Source organism: Luteibacter sp. 9135, from assembly GCF_000745005.1.
GTDB lineage: Bacteria > Pseudomonadota > Gammaproteobacteria > Xanthomonadales > Rhodanobacteraceae > Luteibacter.
Genome location: NZ_JQNB01000001.1, coordinates 1,846,418 through 1,859,998 on the forward strand (window position 1 = coordinate 1,846,418; position 13,581 = coordinate 1,859,998).

At 66.3% G+C, this 13,581-nt stretch carries 16 protein-coding genes and 1 tRNA gene; 10 read left to right on the forward strand and 7 right to left on the reverse strand.

The window, feature by feature from the left end:
• The first annotated feature begins 26 nt into the window (after nucleotides 1–26).
• From FA89_RS07855 to FA89_RS07865, 3 genes are read left to right on the forward strand one after another with little or no spacing between them, the layout of a single operon-like run.
• A complete protein-coding gene (locus tag FA89_RS07855; RefSeq protein ID WP_051938619.1) occupies nucleotides 27–362 on the forward strand; it encodes a PepSY domain-containing protein in 336 nt (111 codons plus the stop codon).
• Nucleotides 362–1,054, forward strand: coding sequence for a response regulator transcription factor (locus tag FA89_RS07860; RefSeq protein WP_036115892.1), 693 nt, complete (start codon nucleotides 362–364; stop codon nucleotides 1,052–1,054). The genes FA89_RS07855 and FA89_RS07860 overlap by 1 nt, the downstream gene beginning before the upstream one ends.
• Before the next feature lie 56 nt (nucleotides 1,055–1,110).
• On the forward strand, nucleotides 1,111–2,496 hold the full coding sequence (locus FA89_RS07865; protein ID WP_036139832.1) for an ATP-binding protein: 1,386 nt from the start codon (nucleotides 1,111–1,113) through the stop codon (nucleotides 2,494–2,496).
• A 49-nt stretch (nucleotides 2,497–2,545) separates the two neighbouring features.
• Here the strand turns inward: FA89_RS07865 and FA89_RS07870 are convergent, their stop codons facing one another.
• The gene (locus FA89_RS07870; RefSeq protein WP_036139835.1) at nucleotides 2,546–3,316 is read right to left on the reverse strand and encodes a zinc-dependent peptidase; all 771 of its coding nucleotides are present in this window, start codon (nucleotides 3,314–3,316) and stop codon (nucleotides 2,546–2,548) included.
• 18 nt (nucleotides 3,317–3,334) lie between these two features.
• Complete coding sequence (locus FA89_RS07875) at nucleotides 3,335–3,685, reverse strand: hypothetical protein (RefSeq protein ID WP_036139837.1); 351 nt, start codon at nucleotides 3,683–3,685, stop codon at nucleotides 3,335–3,337.
• Nucleotides 3,686–3,883: 198 nt separating this feature from the next.
• Between FA89_RS07875 and FA89_RS07880 the strand changes: the two genes are divergently transcribed.
• From FA89_RS07880 to FA89_RS07895, 4 genes are all read left to right on the forward strand, one after another.
• Nucleotides 3,884–4,864, forward strand: a complete 981-nt coding sequence (locus tag FA89_RS07880; RefSeq protein WP_036139840.1) for a biotin--[acetyl-CoA-carboxylase] ligase — start codon at nucleotides 3,884–3,886, stop codon at nucleotides 4,862–4,864.
• Nucleotides 4,861–5,619 carry a type III pantothenate kinase gene (locus FA89_RS07885; RefSeq protein WP_036139842.1) on the forward strand — a complete coding sequence of 253 codons (759 nt, stop codon included), beginning with the start codon at nucleotides 4,861–4,863 and terminating at the stop codon, nucleotides 5,617–5,619. The genes FA89_RS07880 and FA89_RS07885 overlap by 4 nt, the downstream gene beginning before the upstream one ends.
• Before the next feature lie 66 nt (nucleotides 5,620–5,685).
• Nucleotides 5,686–6,576, forward strand: a complete 891-nt coding sequence (locus tag FA89_RS19590; protein WP_036139845.1) for an SPOR domain-containing protein — start codon at nucleotides 5,686–5,688, stop codon at nucleotides 6,574–6,576.
• 16 nt (nucleotides 6,577–6,592) lie between these two features.
• Nucleotides 6,593–6,668 (forward strand) — tRNA-Thr (locus tag FA89_RS07895).
• Between the two features lie 110 nt (nucleotides 6,669–6,778).
• Here the strand turns inward: FA89_RS07895 and FA89_RS07900 are convergent.
• From FA89_RS07900 to FA89_RS07910, 3 genes are all read right to left on the reverse strand, one after another.
• A complete protein-coding gene (locus tag FA89_RS07900; protein ID WP_036139848.1) occupies nucleotides 6,779–7,294 on the reverse strand; it encodes a hypothetical protein in 516 nt (171 codons plus the stop codon).
• A 63-nt stretch (nucleotides 7,295–7,357) separates the two neighbouring features.
• Entirely contained in the window at nucleotides 7,358–7,675 is a 318-nt protein-coding gene (locus tag FA89_RS07905; RefSeq protein ID WP_036139850.1) for a hypothetical protein, read from the reverse strand.
• A gap of 425 nt (nucleotides 7,676–8,100) precedes the next feature.
• Nucleotides 8,101–8,931 carry an oxidoreductase gene (locus tag FA89_RS07910; RefSeq protein ID WP_036139852.1) on the reverse strand — a complete coding sequence of 277 codons (831 nt, stop codon included), beginning with the start codon at nucleotides 8,929–8,931 and terminating at the stop codon, nucleotides 8,101–8,103.
• A 167-nt stretch (nucleotides 8,932–9,098) separates the two neighbouring features.
• Here FA89_RS07910 and FA89_RS07915 point away from each other — a divergent pair, with 167 nt between their 5' ends.
• Together FA89_RS07915 and FA89_RS07920 are read left to right on the forward strand one after the other, a co-directional pair.
• Nucleotides 9,099–10,007 carry an AraC family transcriptional regulator gene (locus FA89_RS07915; RefSeq protein WP_240003865.1) on the forward strand — a complete coding sequence of 303 codons (909 nt, stop codon included), beginning with the start codon at nucleotides 9,099–9,101 and terminating at the stop codon, nucleotides 10,005–10,007.
• A 37-nt stretch (nucleotides 10,008–10,044) separates the two neighbouring features.
• The gene (locus FA89_RS07920) at nucleotides 10,045–11,508 is read left to right on the forward strand and encodes a carboxylesterase/lipase family protein (RefSeq protein WP_036139857.1); all 1,464 of its coding nucleotides are present in this window, start codon (nucleotides 10,045–10,047) and stop codon (nucleotides 11,506–11,508) included.
• Between the two features lie 9 nt (nucleotides 11,509–11,517).
• Here FA89_RS07920 and FA89_RS07925 read toward each other — a convergent pair whose 3' ends face one another.
• Together FA89_RS07925 and FA89_RS19175 are read right to left on the reverse strand one after the other, a co-directional pair.
• The gene (locus FA89_RS07925) at nucleotides 11,518–11,964 is read right to left on the reverse strand and encodes an RES family NAD+ phosphorylase (protein ID WP_036139860.1); all 447 of its coding nucleotides are present in this window, start codon (nucleotides 11,962–11,964) and stop codon (nucleotides 11,518–11,520) included.
• On the reverse strand, nucleotides 11,964–12,419 hold the full coding sequence (locus tag FA89_RS19175) for an antitoxin Xre/MbcA/ParS toxin-binding domain-containing protein (RefSeq protein WP_051938622.1): 456 nt from the start codon (nucleotides 12,417–12,419) through the stop codon (nucleotides 11,964–11,966). Before FA89_RS19175 ends, FA89_RS07925 begins: the two co-directional genes overlap by 1 nt.
• A gap of 174 nt (nucleotides 12,420–12,593) precedes the next feature.
• Between FA89_RS19175 and rocF the strand changes: the two genes are divergently transcribed.
• Complete coding sequence (rocF, locus tag FA89_RS07935; RefSeq protein ID WP_036139863.1) at nucleotides 12,594–13,514, forward strand: arginase; 921 nt, start codon at nucleotides 12,594–12,596, stop codon at nucleotides 13,512–13,514.
• Nucleotides 13,515–13,581: the final 67 nt, after the last annotated feature.

The following is a 13,581-nucleotide window of genomic DNA, read 5'->3' on the forward strand; positions in this document are numbered from 1 at the left end:
TTCGTTCAGCTTCAGGCGGGTAGGCCATGGGCATGATCGTGCCACTTGCCGTCCGCCGTCGTGCCGCGCCAGACATGAAAATCACGTTTCTTCCGCTAATTTTCGCCGCGTTCTGCGTCGCGCTGCCCGTGGCTGCCCAGGCGGAACAGTCGCTGACGCTCGAACAGGCCGTTAGCAAGGTGCAGAAGGAAACCGGGGGGAAAGTGCTGTCGGCGGATACGCGGCTCGTGGAGCGCGGCCGGATCACCGAATACCGGGTCAAGGTGCTGACGCTGGACGGTCACGTCCGCGTCGTCCCCGTCCGAACCGAAACCGCCAAGCCCCTGGACCTCAGTGCCGGGGACAACAAGGAGAAACATTGATGCGCATCCTGCTCGTTGAGGACGAGGCACCGCTTCGCGAGACCCTCGCCGCGCGCCTGAAACGCGATGGCTTCGCCGTCGACGCGGCCCAGGACGGCGAAGAGGGGCTCTACCTCGGCCGCGAGGTGCCCTTCGATCTGGCCATCATCGACCTGGGGCTGCCCAAGCTTTCGGGCATGGACTTGGTCAAGGCGCTGCGCGAGCACGGCCAGCGCTACCCGATCCTGATCCTCACGGCGCGCGGCAGCTGGCAGGACAAGGTCGAAGGCCTCAAGCACGGCGCCGACGACTACCTGGTCAAGCCGTTCCATGTCGAGGAGCTGCTGGCCCGCATCAATGCGCTGGTCCGCCGCGCCAGCGGCTGGTCCAAGCCGGTGCTGGCCTGCGGGCCGATCAAGCTCGACACCACGGCACAGACGGTTACCGTCGAAGGCCGTCAGGTCGACCTGACCAGCTACGAGTACAAGGTGCTGGAATACCTGATGCTGCACGCGGGTGAACTGGTCTCCAAGGCCGATCTCACCGAGCACATCTACCAGCAGGACTTCGACCGCGATTCCAACGTGCTGGAGGTCTTCATCGGCCGCCTGCGCCGCAAGCTGGACCCGGAAAGCGCGCTCAAGCCGATCGAGACCGTCCGCGGTCGCGGCTACCGTTTCGCCATTCCGCGGAACGAAGCCGACGAAGACTGATCGAGACCGTGGACGGCGCCGCCTCAACACCGAGCCGTCCCGAGGTAGCCGGAAGCATGGATAACGCTTCACCGATCAAACGACGGCCGTTGTCGCTGGCCGCGCGCGCCGCGCTGGCCACCGGCTTCGCGCTGGCCGCGTTCCTTGGCCTCACCGGCCTGGCGCAGAACAAGGCCAACTACGCCTCCGAGCTATCGGCCATGCACGACCGGCTGCACAACTACGCCATCGCGTATATCACCGGTACGGATATCACCCGCGCCGGCAAGGTCACCACCCCGGACAGCCAGCCCAGCCCCGACTTCTCGCGACCGGGCTCGGGTCTGTACGCCATCATCGTCGGCAACGAGGGCTTTCGCTGGGAATCATCGTCGGCGCTGGGCCGCGATTTCGATTTCGTGCGTATGCTGGCGCCGGGCGAGACGGCCTTCGAGCCGGTGGAAACCCGCAGCGGCAAGCTGTACGTCTTCAGTTACGGCGTGTCGCTGGATAGCACCGACAAGCGCAGCGTGCCGCTGACCTTCGCGGTGGCGCAGACGGAAGACCAGTTCGAGCGGCAGGTGGCGACGTACCGCCGCACGCAATTCCTCTGGCTGGCCATGCTGGGCATGATGCTGATGCTGCTGCAGCTGTTCCTGCTGCGCTGGAGCCTGTTGCCGCTGCGTCGCGTGTCCAGTGATCTCGCCCACATCGAGCGCGGCGCGCGCGACCACCTGGACGGCCCCTACCCGATGGAGCTGACGGTGCTGACCAAGCGCCTCAATGCCTTCATCGACAGCGAGCGCGAGCAGCGCACGCGTTACCGCGACACCCTGGCCGACCTGGCGCATAGCCTGAAGACGCCGCTGGCCGTGGTGCGCTCGCAGCTGGAAAACGATGCCGACGCCCGCAGCCTGCGCGGGGATATCCTCGAACAGGTGCGCAAGATGGACGAACTGGTCGCCTACCAGTTGTCGCGGGCGGCCACCTCGGGCCGTCGCACCATCGCCTCGGTCGAGCCGATCGCCGGGCATGCGGAAGACCTGGTGCAAAGCCTGGAGAAGGTCTACGCCGCCAAGAACGTGCTGTGCGAATTCGAGATCGAGGAAGGCGTGACCTTCCCGGGCGAGCAGGGCGACCTGCTCGAACTGATGGGCAACCTGGTCGAGAACGCCTTCAAATGGGCCTCGCATCGTGTGTTGCTTACCGCGCGCTCGGTGGCGAAGGTGCGCGGTCGGGCCGGCCTGGAGTTGATCGTGGAAGACGACGGCCCGGGGATCCCCGACGACAAGATCGACCTGATCCTGCAGCGCGGTGTCCGTGGCGACGAGCGGGTGCAGGGCCACGGCATCGGTTTGTCCATCGTGCAGGACATCGTCAAGGCGTACCAGGGCGAACTGCACGTCGACCATTCCGAGGAACTGGGCGGCGCCCGCTTCAGCGTGCGCATCCCGCCGGCCTGATTTTCCCGTGTTGCCTGCGCAGGCTGGCAGGCGCCGCACCCGATGGTTCTCAGCCCTGATCGGCTGGTGAGGGTCCATAGAAGGCCTCGAGCAGCCGGGCCACCGCCGGCTCCGCCTCACGTAGCGCCGCCGGCTGCGAAAAATGCATCTCGCTGGTCACCGCGAAATATTCCTCGGGAGCTTCCGCGCCGTAGGGGTCGATGGTCGTTTCGCGCCCACGGTCCGCGGCGCGCGACAGGCGTTCGAAGCCGCGCTGCATGGTGGCGATCCACTCGCGCCGATCGATGCCCGGCGGCAGGGGCGGCACACCGTTGGCCGGGCGCGCCAGCATGTCCAGCTTGTGCGCCATCTCGTGCACGATCACATTGACACCGTCCCACGGCGCCTCGATATCCAGCGCGACATCGGCGAGCGAGAGCACCATCGGTCCCCGTTCCCATGCTTCGCCGATCAACGTGTCGTCGCTCTCGGTCACCACGCCGGTCGGCGGGTCGTGGCGGCTGCGTCGCACGTTGAACTGCCCCGGATAGACCAGCACGTTGGTCCAGCCCTTGAAGGCCTTCGGCCCATGCGGCAGGGCGGGGAGGCTGGCCTGCATGGCGATGGCCAGTCGCCAGAAGTCGTCCAGCACCGCGCCGCCCAGCGCGTGGAACCGTTTGGTGTGCAGGAAGACGGCGGCCAGTTCGCGCAAGTAGCGCGCACGCGGTGGGTCCAGTGCGCGTGCCAGCGGCAACCGTGACACCGCCTGCGCCCATAACGTGTCGTCGATCGGAGGAATCGGCGCGCGAAAACGCGCAAGCCACGAGGAAAGAACGCCCAAGGAACGATCCGGGCCGTTCTAGAAAATGGACCCGGGAAGCATCGACTGCCAGCTCGGCCCCGAGGAGCGACCGCCCGACGAGCCGTCGTGCGCGTCGGCGTCGGCATCCACCGGCGGCGGCATGGGGATCTGGCCCTGGCCCCGGGTGCCGGGTGCCCCATGGAACGGGCGCGCCGTGTCCGTAGTGGCGCTGTCGCGGCCGCTGTCCTGCCCCGAGCGCGAGGTGGAACCGGCATCGAACGACGACGTCGATACGACCGACCGGCCCAGGGAGAGCAGGTTGCTGGTCATGCGGGCGTCGGACGCGGCGGCGGTGCCGATGGCACCGACGAGGCACAGCCATCCGAAAATGTACGGTCTGGCGTTCATCGGTATACCCCGTGGGCCCCGGACATGCCGGGGGACGACCGATCCTCTCAGAAATATCGCGTAGGTGCCAGTGCTGGAGGTCCGTCATCGGCCCTCCCGGGCCAACGCGGGCGAAATCCTTCCCGCTGCCCTAGAATTGCGTGATGTCCCGGCTCCTTCCCTCCCCGACACCGGCCGCCTGACGGCCCACGGTAGCCCATGCTCGCTCGCGACCTCATGGAAGCCCTCGCCGGCGGCGACGCCGTGTCCGGTGCCACCCTGGCCCGGCAGGCCGGTGTCACGCGTGCCGCCGTGTGGAAGCAGATCGAATCCCTGCGGCTCAAGGGCGTGCCGGTGGAGGCCAAGGTCGGCGGGGGTTACCGCCTGCCATGGACCACGGAGCTGCTCGACGCCCAGCGTATCCGCGCCTCGCTGTCTGCCGACGTCTCGCCCCGGGTCGGCATGCTGGAAACCCACTGGGAGATCGACTCCACCTCGAGCGAGCTGGCGCGACGCATTCCCACCCTGGATGACCTCGCCTTCGTCATGGCCGAGACGCAATCGGCCGGACGTGGGCGTCGTGGGCGCGTGTGGCTGTCGCCGCCGGGCATGAACCTGTACCTGTCGGTGCTCAAGCGGTTCGACAGCGGCTTCGCGTCGCTGTCCGGGTTGTCACTGGCGGTCGGGGTCATGCTGATCCGCGCGCTGGATGACCTGGGCATCCGCACGGCCGGTCTGAAATGGCCGAACGATGTGCTCGCGGGGCACGCCAAGCTGGCCGGCATCCTGGTCGAACTGTCCGGTGAATATTCCGGTCCCTGCGCGGCCATCATCGGTGTCGGCCTCAATATCCGCCTGCCCGATACCCTGCGCGAGCGTGCCGCCCAGCCGGTGACCGACCTGGCCGATCTGGCCGGTGGGCAGCCGCCGGGACGCAACCAGGTAGCCACGGCGGTGGTCTCCGCGCTGGCGGAAGGGCTGCTTGCCTTCGAGCGTCGCGGCTTTTCGGCCTTCGCCGCGGAGTACGCCGCCAACGACCTGCTGCGCGACCAGCCGCTGCGCGTCATCGATCCGCGCGGCGAATACAACGCCATGGGTGAAGGTGTGGACGAACGCGGGGCGCTGCGCGTGCGCCGCGCCGACGGCGAGTCGGTGACGGTGGACAGCGCGGATGTCTCCGTGCGCAGGAGCGGCATGTGATCCTGTTGCTGGACCTGGGTAACACCCGCCTGAAGTTCGCCTTGCTGGACGGCACCACCTTCACCCATCGGGGTGCGTTCGGCTGGGATGCCGACATCGCGCACGAACTGGCCGTGCTGTGGGCCGCGTGGCCGACACCGACGCGGGTCGTCGGCGCCTCCGTCGTGGATTCCGCGCGGGAAACCGCGGTGGATGTGGCGGCGCGCAAGGCGTTCGGCTTGATCGCCGAATGGGTGCGCACGCCGGCGCAGGCCTGCGGCGTGACCAACGCGTACGCTGAGCCGCAGCGCCTGGGGGTGGATCGCTTCTTGGCGCTGGTGGATGCGCATGCGGCGGGACGCTCGCCCTGTGTCCTGGCCAGCGTGGGCACGGCGCTCACCCTGGATGCGCTGGATGCGGAAGGCCGGCACCTCGGCGGCTGGATCGCGCCGGGCCCGTTGCTGATGCAGCAATCCGTGCTCGGGGCCACCGTGCAGGTGCGCCCGTCGGCCGCGGGCAACGTTCGCGATCTGGCCGACAACACCGCCGACGGCCTGGCCTCGGGCTGCTGGCAGGCCTGCGCGGCCCTGGTCGATCGTTTCGTCGAGCGCTCGCGGGACACCCTCGGCGGACACCCCACGGTGACCCTGGGCGGGGGCGACGCCGCCGTGCTGGCACCGCTGCTGGCGAACGAGGTCATGCTTGTGCCCGATACCGTGCTGCGCGGGCTGGCCGTCTGGGCCACGGTGCACACCGCCACCGTCGATATCGCCTAGAATCCCGACGCCGCCGGTTCTGACCAGGGGAACACGCGCAGGTCCAACGTCACGCCCAAGGCCAACATGCTGCTGCGTTTGTTCTTCGTCTTGCTGATTGCCCTCAACATCGCGGTGGCCGCGTGGCTGCTGCTGGGCGACACCGGCACCCATGCGGTGGACCCCACCGACAGCGGCGTGCCCCGACTCAAGCTGCTGGCCGAAGTACCGCCGCCGGCGGCTAGCGTAGCGCCGCCCACCGCCGCACCGGTCCATGCCGCGCCTGCGGTGCCGACGTCCGCAGCGGCACCGGCGTCTTCGAATGCATCGCCGGCGACGGCAACCACCCAGGCATCGGTCCCCGCATCCACACCCGCTGCCTCTGCACCGATCGCGCCCGTGTCCGGCGCCTCGGCGACGTCGGCCTTGGCAGCGGCGGCCGCCAAAGCGAAGGCACCGTCATCGTCCTTGTCCACGACACCACCGCTGGCCATTCCGGCACCGACCAGCCCCAAGCGCGCCTACCGCTGCCTCGCCGTGGGTCCGTTCGCCAACCAAGTGGATCTGCGCGCCGCGCGCACGGCCATCGCCTCGCGCACGGTGCGCAGTCGCCAGCGCCAGGAGCAGGCCAGCGAGTCGCGAGGCTGGCGGGTGTTCCTGCCTGCGCAGGCCACGCGCGAGCAGGCGCTGGCGCAGGCCCGTCGGCTGGAGGCCAAGGGCATCAAGGATTATTTCGTGGTGACGGTGCAGGGTGAACTGCAGAACTCCGTGGCCCTGGGCCTGTTCCACGACCCGGCCAATGCGCGTAAGCGTCGCGACGAAGTGGCCGCCGCCGGTTTCCCGGCCCGCATGAGCGAGCGCACCGAGACCACGCCCGTATGGTGGTTGGACGTGGTGGTGCCCGAGGATGGAGGCAGCGACCTCCGCAAGGGCCTGCGCAACCCTGCCGTGACCACTCGACCCACGGGTTGCTTCTGATAAACTTCCGCACTTCGCCGGCATAGCTCAGTTGGTAGAGCAACCGCCTTGTAAGCGGTAGGTCCCCAGTTCGAATCCGGGTGTCGGCACCAGAAACCAGTCGAAGGCAGTCCGGCTCGTCCACTGTCTCTGTCAGCGGGGGCGGCACCCGCTTCCCACGTGGACTTACCACACGAGTTGGCTCGTCCATGAGCCGCAGGTGTTAGTCCAGAAGTAGATCGATTGCTGCACTTGAACTGTTATAGACAGGCTTGACTGTCACGATCGCAGATGTCGAGCCGTGCGAGTCGGCATCGCCGGTGTAGGTGCCCGAGAACTGGTACGACGTGATTCCTTTGGGAAGAGTGATCGGGAACTTCGCGGTCGTGTTGGTCGACATGAACTTGTAGAGCCCGCACCTTGAGTCGACGCAGCCATAGTCGTACACGGTCGAGTTCGCGGTTGATGCTCTAACCTGAACCAACGGAGTGCCGTTCAGCATAAGCTGCACGTCACCGCCAGGAACACTGTGGGTCGGCCCATCCACGAGATGCTTGCCGGTAACGACAACCGTCGCAATGACCTGCTTGCCTGGAGTGGGCTTGCCAGTGATCGTGACAGTAGTCCCAGTGGTGCTGTCTGCTATGGCCGGCAGGGCGATAGCGAAAAGCGCCATGCCTAGAACGTTCTTTCGCAGCCGCGAGTATGAGGCACTCGCTTTGTCGGATTTGCTTGTCATAGGGCCATCCTGAGTTGAAGCGGATGTTGGCCGCCGAAGGTTGAACAGCATCAGCTCTTCGCCTTACTGATTCTCGACCTTGGTAGCGAAACAGGTTCCGTTGCTCTGGACGTCATACGCGATGTCCCCAATCTTACCGTCAGCCGCCTTCGCTGCGAGAAGAATGGCAACCATGCCGCGTGTGTTGGGCTGGTCCATACCGCCGAGGTAGACAACACCGTAAAGGCAATTGGCCGAGGTCGGTTCAACGAAGCGTGCGTAAGCCCCGATGCCGTTCTGAACTCCGACGCTTGCCACCGTGCGATTGAGGTCATCCGTCGCCGATGCCGCGAACGAGGCGCAAGCTATCAAGCTGCCGAAAAGCAGTGCAGAAATTTTCATGATTTCCCCTGTATGAAGGTGCCGTGATTGGCTGCGGGATATTACTGCGCAAGTTTCGGCAAACTCTGTAGGGGATTGCCTGCGAAGCTTGTAGGGTTTCCCTTACATCAAGAGCCGATTACTTCATCACAGTCGCCGCGCGATGATTCCGTCACGTAGGGACGATGCCGCCTTCGGACTTGCGTCCGTGAGTCCGTGGCTAAGGATTCGCTGTTCGATATGGAAGTGGATATCGTCAGCCGGACACATCAGCGGGAAGACCAGTTCAACATCGCCTTTACCCAGCGCGCTTACCGTGCCACCAAACCGGCGATCCGGAAGGCATTCAAGAGGTGCCTATACCTTGCTTGTCTTGCTGGTAGGCGCCTTCCGGTCCCGAATAGGTGTTGGGTTTCGGCACCGGCCCCGCCAGATCGTCCTCGATATCAACCGTCGGTCGATCTCGACAACGCCTCCCAGCGATCGATGTCCGCCGTCATGGCGCCCAGTTTGCCGCGCACCAGATCGAGTGCGTCACTGCCCAGCAGAAGGTGCGCGGGTGGATCGGGCAGGTCGATCAACGCCAGGATCGCCTTGCCCGCCCGGGCCGGATCGCCCAACTGGTGGCCGCTCTTCTCCTTGCGTGACTGCCGGATGGGTTCGAACAACGCGTCGTAGTCCGCAATGCTTCGCGGCGTACGCCGCATCGATCGCCCGGCCCAGTCCGTCCTGAAGCTGCCCGGCGCGACGGCCGTGACGTGGACGCCGAACGGTGCCAACTCTTTTCCCAGCACCTCGCTGATGCCTTCCAGGGCGAACTTGCTGCCGCAGTAGTAGGCAATGCCCGGCATGGTGATGAAACCGCCCATGGAAGTGATGTTGACGATGTGGCCGCGGCGTCGTTCGCGGAACCTCGGCACAAAGGCTTTTGTCACGGCCACGGCGCCGAAGACGTTGACCTCGAACTGCCGACGCATCTCTTCCATGGGCGACTCCTCCAAGATGCCCTCGTGGCCGTAGCCCGCGTTGTTGACCAGCACATCGACGGCGCCATGGCGCGATTCGACATCGGCGACGATTCCGGGGATCGCGTCGTGGTCGGTGACATCGAGGATGACCGCATGCGCGCGCGTGGCGTCCAGGGCTTCGAATGCGAAGCGGGCATCTTCGCTTCGCACGGTGCCGATGACGCGATGGCCGGCCGCGAGGGCTTCACGCGACAACGCCTGCCCGAAGCCGCTGCTGACGCCGGTGATGAAACATGTCTTGCTACCCATGGTCTGGCCTTTTCGTATGACGTGCCGACCAAGGTAGTTCCCGCGGACGTTGCATCCCATGGCCTGGTCTCTTGGGATATTGCCTGATCCTATTAGGCCGGTTTGCATCGACGCATGGGATGAGGGACATTGGCGCGATGGACGATAGCCACCGCCGGCGTCAGCGCATGATCGGTCTTCTCCGCGGGATGGCCCGCGACGAGGGATACACACTGACGTGCCTGCCCGACGTGCGCCTGCTTCGCGCCGATCGACCGCTGAGTCGTACGCCCGTGCTGTACGAGCCCGGCATCGTCATCGTGGTCCAGGGAAGCAAGCGAGGCTTCCTGGGGCGGCAGACCTTCGTCTACGACGACCAGCACTACCTCGTCGTGTCCGTGCCGGTGCCCTTCGCGATGGAGACGCAGGCTACGGCGCAGGAGCCGCTGCTGGCCATCTACCTTCGCCTGGACAGCGCCATGGCCCTGGACCTGTGTGAGCAACTGGACCGCCACGAAGGCATCGCCACGGCAGAACCCCGGGGCCTGTATTCCTCGCCGATGGAAGCCTCGCTGTCGATGGCGGTGCTGCGTCTGCTCGAGGCGCTGGCGAATGCGCCGGAGGGCGAACTGCTTGGCCCCGCCATGGTGCGGGAGATCTACTTCCGCGTGCTGTGCGGCGCGCAGGGCGGCTCGATGCGTGCCGCGCTGGCCCAGCAGGGGCGATTCGGCAGGGTGGCGCGCGCGATCCGTTTGATCCACAGCGAGTACGACGAGGCCCTCAGCGTCGATCGCCTGGCCGACGAGGCGGCGATGAGCGTGCCGACGTTTCATGCCCATTTTCGCGCGATGACCGGCACGTCGCCGATGCGCTACGTGCAATCGACCCGGCTACACCAGGCGAGGCTGCACATGCTTCGCCAGGACACGACGGCCGCGGCGGCCGCGACCGCTGTCGGCTACGAAAGCGCCTCGCAGTTCAGTCGTGAATTCAAGCGCCTGTTTGGTCGCCCTCCCGTCGAGGAAGTGGCACGGATGCGACGGGACTTCGCCATGCCGGAAGCACTGACGCCGTCGGGCTTCGTGTCGTCCCATTGAGCGTCGCCCAGCCAACCGAGCCACCGAGGAAAGATCCATGATCGACGTTCGACGGGTTTTCATCGCCGTTATCGCCATCGCCATCGCCACGCTGGCAGGCGCGGGATGCATGGCGAAGCCTCCCCAAGTGCGGGTGACACAGGGCGTGCTCGCCGGTACGACCTCTGCGGGTGTCGATGTTTTCCTTGGCATCCCGTATGGTGCCAGCACGGCGGGTGAGGGCCGGTGGCGCTCGCCGCGACCGGCTCCCGAGTGGCAGGCGACGCGCATGGCGACGGCCTTCGGCCCCGCCTGCCAGCAAGACGTCGGCGGCAGCTTCGGTCCGTACACGCCGGAGTACCTCGTGCAGGGCGAGGTGAGCGAGGACTGCCTGTCGCTGAATGTCTGGCGCCCGTCCGCCGCCACGGCACCACATGCGGGTTTGCCGATCATGGTCTGGGTCCACGGCGGCGGCTTTGCCGGTGGCTCGGGATCGGTGCCGATCTACAACGGCGTTACGCTGGCACGCGGCGGCATCATCGTGATCACGGTGAACTACCGCCTCGGCGTCTTCGGGTTCCTCGCGCCTCCGGAGCTCTCTGCCGCCGAAGGTGCGCAGGGTAATTACGGCATCAAGGACCTGTTGCTCGCGCTGCATTGGATCAGGGACAACGCGCGGGCGTTCGGCGGCGATCCGTCGCGCATCACGCTCGCGGGCCAGTCGGCGGGCTCCATGGCGGTCCACGACCTGATGGTGGCGCCCGCCGCGAAAGGCCTGTTCCAGCAGGTCATCTCGCAAAGCGGTCCCGGCATGGGCATAGCGCCCCGAACCCTTGCGCAGGCGCAGGCAACGGGCAAGAAAGTCCTGGCCGCGGCAGGCGTCCGCACCATTGATGAACTGCGTCGTCTGCCTGCATCGCAGGTGGCGCAGGCGGCGCGCCATGCCGACGAAGGGGTGATGACGTTCGCGCCGGTGATCGACGGACGTCTGATTCCGTCCGACCCCTATGCCAGTGTCGCCGACACGTTTATCGACACACCCGTCCTTGCCGGCATGACGGCGGATGAATCGTCTGGCGACGCCAATCCCGAGGATCGGCGCGTGCACCGTGAGCGAGGCCTGGCCGCCACCGAGCGCTGGGCGAGGGCGCGCGCTGCCACGAGTCACCAACCGATCTACCTTTACCTGTTCGATCATGTCGAACCCGGTTCGGAAGCTTTCGGCGCGTTCCACAGCTCGGAGATTCCTTATGCGCTAGGCAACCTCGATGCGGCGAAAGGACGGGCTTTCCAGCCACGCGATCGCATCATCGCCGATGCGATGACCGCGTACTGGCTGGGCTTCGTCAAGACGGGGCGACCGGTCGCCAAGGGGCAAGCGGTGTGGCCGCGCTATGATCCCGCCACACCGGTAATGATGCGTCTTGGCGATCGCATGCAGAGTGAGTCCATGCTCGATGCGACGAAGCGGCGGTTCTACGACACGTATGTCGAAGGTGGTGGGCACCTGTCGCTTTTTTGAAGCCAGCCCTCAGCGCAGATACCGCCGATCGAACCAGAACGGTTCCACTTCGACCTCGGTCACGCAGCGCGCCATGTCCGCATGCGCGGGGTTCACCAGCACGTTGGTTGCATGCGCGAGGACCGCCGAGGGTACCGGCAGCAACAGGTGATTCTTACGGGCCAGCCAGGCGTCGCCGACGGCCTGGCTGGTCGGCTCGTTGGCCTGCCAGCCCGACGGTAACCGTGGCATCGGCGCCCGGGTGGCCCGGTCGTCCACGTCGATGGCGATCAGCTTGAGCGTCAGCGGGATGGCCGTGATGCCCAGGCGCATGTGCGCCATGGCTTCGACCATGGCGAGGGCAGGGTGCTCGGAGGTGTAAAGGATAGCGCGGCCTCGCGTGTGCCAGCGGCCATCCGCATGCTGGCCGCCCACCCCGCTCAGGCCGGGATAGGACGAGATACGCCACAGGCGCATCAGAACATGCCGTGGGCGGTGCGCAGGATGCGTGCCTCGATCAGCCGCGCGCCGTTGTCGCTGGCCGCAAGCGCCAGCGGGGTGACCGGCGGGTCGCCGTCCAGGTAGTCGGCCGGCGTGTTGAACCAGGTGAGCGCCATGGCCTCGTCACCGAACAGTTCGACGGCTTCCGCGAACACCCGGGCGACACGCACCACCCTTTCGGATTCGACTTCGCTGAAGCGGCCTTCGCTGAGGCGACGGCGCACCGTGCTTTCCGGCGCAACGAGGTTGGCGGGAAAATGCAGTTTGTCGGCCACGCGGCGATAGGAATGGACCGAAATCCCCTGACTGACCAGCCGGACGGCATCCGCATCCGATTCGAGCTTGAGATCGAGCAGACGGGCCATGCGGCTATGCACGGTCTCGCGGAGTTCATAACGGATGGGGTCGGCATCGGCGACGTAGGCGATCATGACGTAATCCTCTCCATTTGAGCGGAAGTCTACGCCATTTGGCGGGCATCCGCACGCGGCTCCTGTCCCGTTCGCTCGTCGTCCTTCGCCGCGGTTATCGGCTACCCCCTGACGCGCTGCAACGTGGCTGTTTCCGGGCGCCATGTAAACTTGCGGGATGCTGAGTCCTATCGTATGAGCCCGCTTACCCGTTCCGTCGCCCTGATCGGCGCCCCTACCGATATCGGTGCCGGCCACCGTGGCAGTTCCATGGGGCCGGAGGCGCTGCGCGTCGCCCGCCTGGCGGAGCGCCTGTCCCGTCGTGGCATGCACGTGGTCGATCGCGGCAACCTGTCCGGTCCGCTCAATCCGTGGCTGCCGCCGGTGAACGGTTACCGCCACCTGGACGAAGTGGTGGCCTGGAACACCGCCGTGCATGACGCTGTCCACGCGGCGCTGACCGAAGGCCAACTGCCGATCATGCTCGGTGGCGACCACTGCCTGGCGATCGGCTCGATCTCCGCCGTGGCCCGCCATTGCCGCGAGGCAGGCAAGAAGCTGCGCGTACTCTGGCTCGACGCCCACGCCGACTTCAACACCAGCCAGATCACCCCGTCGGGCAATATCCACGGCATGCCTGTCGCTTGCCTGTGCGGGCACGGTCCCGACGTGCTCACCCATATTGGCGGCACGGTGCCGGCCACCACGCCGGACGTGTTCCGGCAGGTCGGCATCCGCTCGGTGGACGAGGGCGAAAAGCGCTTCGTCCACGAAGTGGGCATCGATATCTACGACATGCGCTACATCGACGAGATAGGCATCAAGGCCGCCATGGAAGAAGCCCTGGCCGGCGTGGACGCGGATACCCACCTGCACGTCAGCTTCGACGTGGATTTCCTCGACCCCTCGATCGCCCCGGGCGTGGGCACCACCGTGCGTGGCGGCCCCAATTACCGTGAGGCCCAGCTGGTCATGGAAATGATCGCGGACACCGGCCGGGTCGGCTCGCTGGACATCGTCGAGCTCAACCCGGCGTTCGACAAGCGCAACCAGACGGCGAAACTGGCCGTGGACCTGGTCGAATCCCTGTTCGGCAAATCCACGCTCATGCGTTGACCCGGGGTTCCGGTGGCGGCCACGGGTCGCCGCCGGGGCAGTCGCGGGCTACACTCGGACGGTTATC

What these genes read in the sequence shown, in the direction of transcription:
- FA89_RS07915 (WP_240003865.1), top strand. Translation starts at nt 9,099, where the DNA reads ATGATCGGTCTTCTCCGCGGGATGGCCCGCGACGAGGGATACACACTG.
- FA89_RS07865 (WP_036139832.1), top strand. Translation starts at nt 1,111, where the DNA reads ATGGATAACGCTTCACCGATCAAACGACGGCCGTTGTCGCTGGCCGCG.
- rocF (WP_036139863.1), top strand. Translation starts at nt 12,594, where the DNA reads ATGAGCCCGCTTACCCGTTCCGTCGCCCTGATCGGCGCCCCTACCGAT.
- FA89_RS07860 (WP_036115892.1), top strand. Translation starts at nt 362, where the DNA reads ATGCGCATCCTGCTCGTTGAGGACGAGGCACCGCTTCGCGAGACCCTC.
- FA89_RS07880 (WP_036139840.1), top strand. Translation starts at nt 3,884, where the DNA reads ATGCTCGCTCGCGACCTCATGGAAGCCCTCGCCGGCGGCGACGCCGTG.
- FA89_RS07875 (WP_036139837.1), bottom strand. Translation starts at nt 3,685, where the DNA reads ATGAACGCCAGACCGTACATTTTCGGATGGCTGTGCCTCGTCGGTGCC.
- FA89_RS19175 (WP_051938622.1), bottom strand. Translation starts at nt 12,419, where the DNA reads ATGATCGCCTACGTCGCCGATGCCGACCCCATCCGTTATGAACTCCGC.
- FA89_RS07855 (WP_051938619.1), top strand. Translation starts at nt 27, where the DNA reads ATGGGCATGATCGTGCCACTTGCCGTCCGCCGTCGTGCCGCGCCAGAC.
- FA89_RS07905 (WP_036139850.1), bottom strand. Translation starts at nt 7,675, where the DNA reads ATGAAAATTTCTGCACTGCTTTTCGGCAGCTTGATAGCTTGCGCCTCG.
- FA89_RS07900 (WP_036139848.1), bottom strand. Translation starts at nt 7,294, where the DNA reads ATGACAAGCAAATCCGACAAAGCGAGTGCCTCATACTCGCGGCTGCGA.
- FA89_RS07910 (WP_036139852.1), bottom strand. Translation starts at nt 8,931, where the DNA reads ATGGGTAGCAAGACATGTTTCATCACCGGCGTCAGCAGCGGCTTCGGG.
- FA89_RS07920 (WP_036139857.1), top strand. Translation starts at nt 10,045, where the DNA reads ATGATCGACGTTCGACGGGTTTTCATCGCCGTTATCGCCATCGCCATC.
- FA89_RS07925 (WP_036139860.1), bottom strand. Translation starts at nt 11,964, where the DNA reads ATGCGCCTGTGGCGTATCTCGTCCTATCCCGGCCTGAGCGGGGTGGGC.
- FA89_RS19590 (WP_036139845.1), top strand. Translation starts at nt 5,686, where the DNA reads ATGCTGCTGCGTTTGTTCTTCGTCTTGCTGATTGCCCTCAACATCGCG.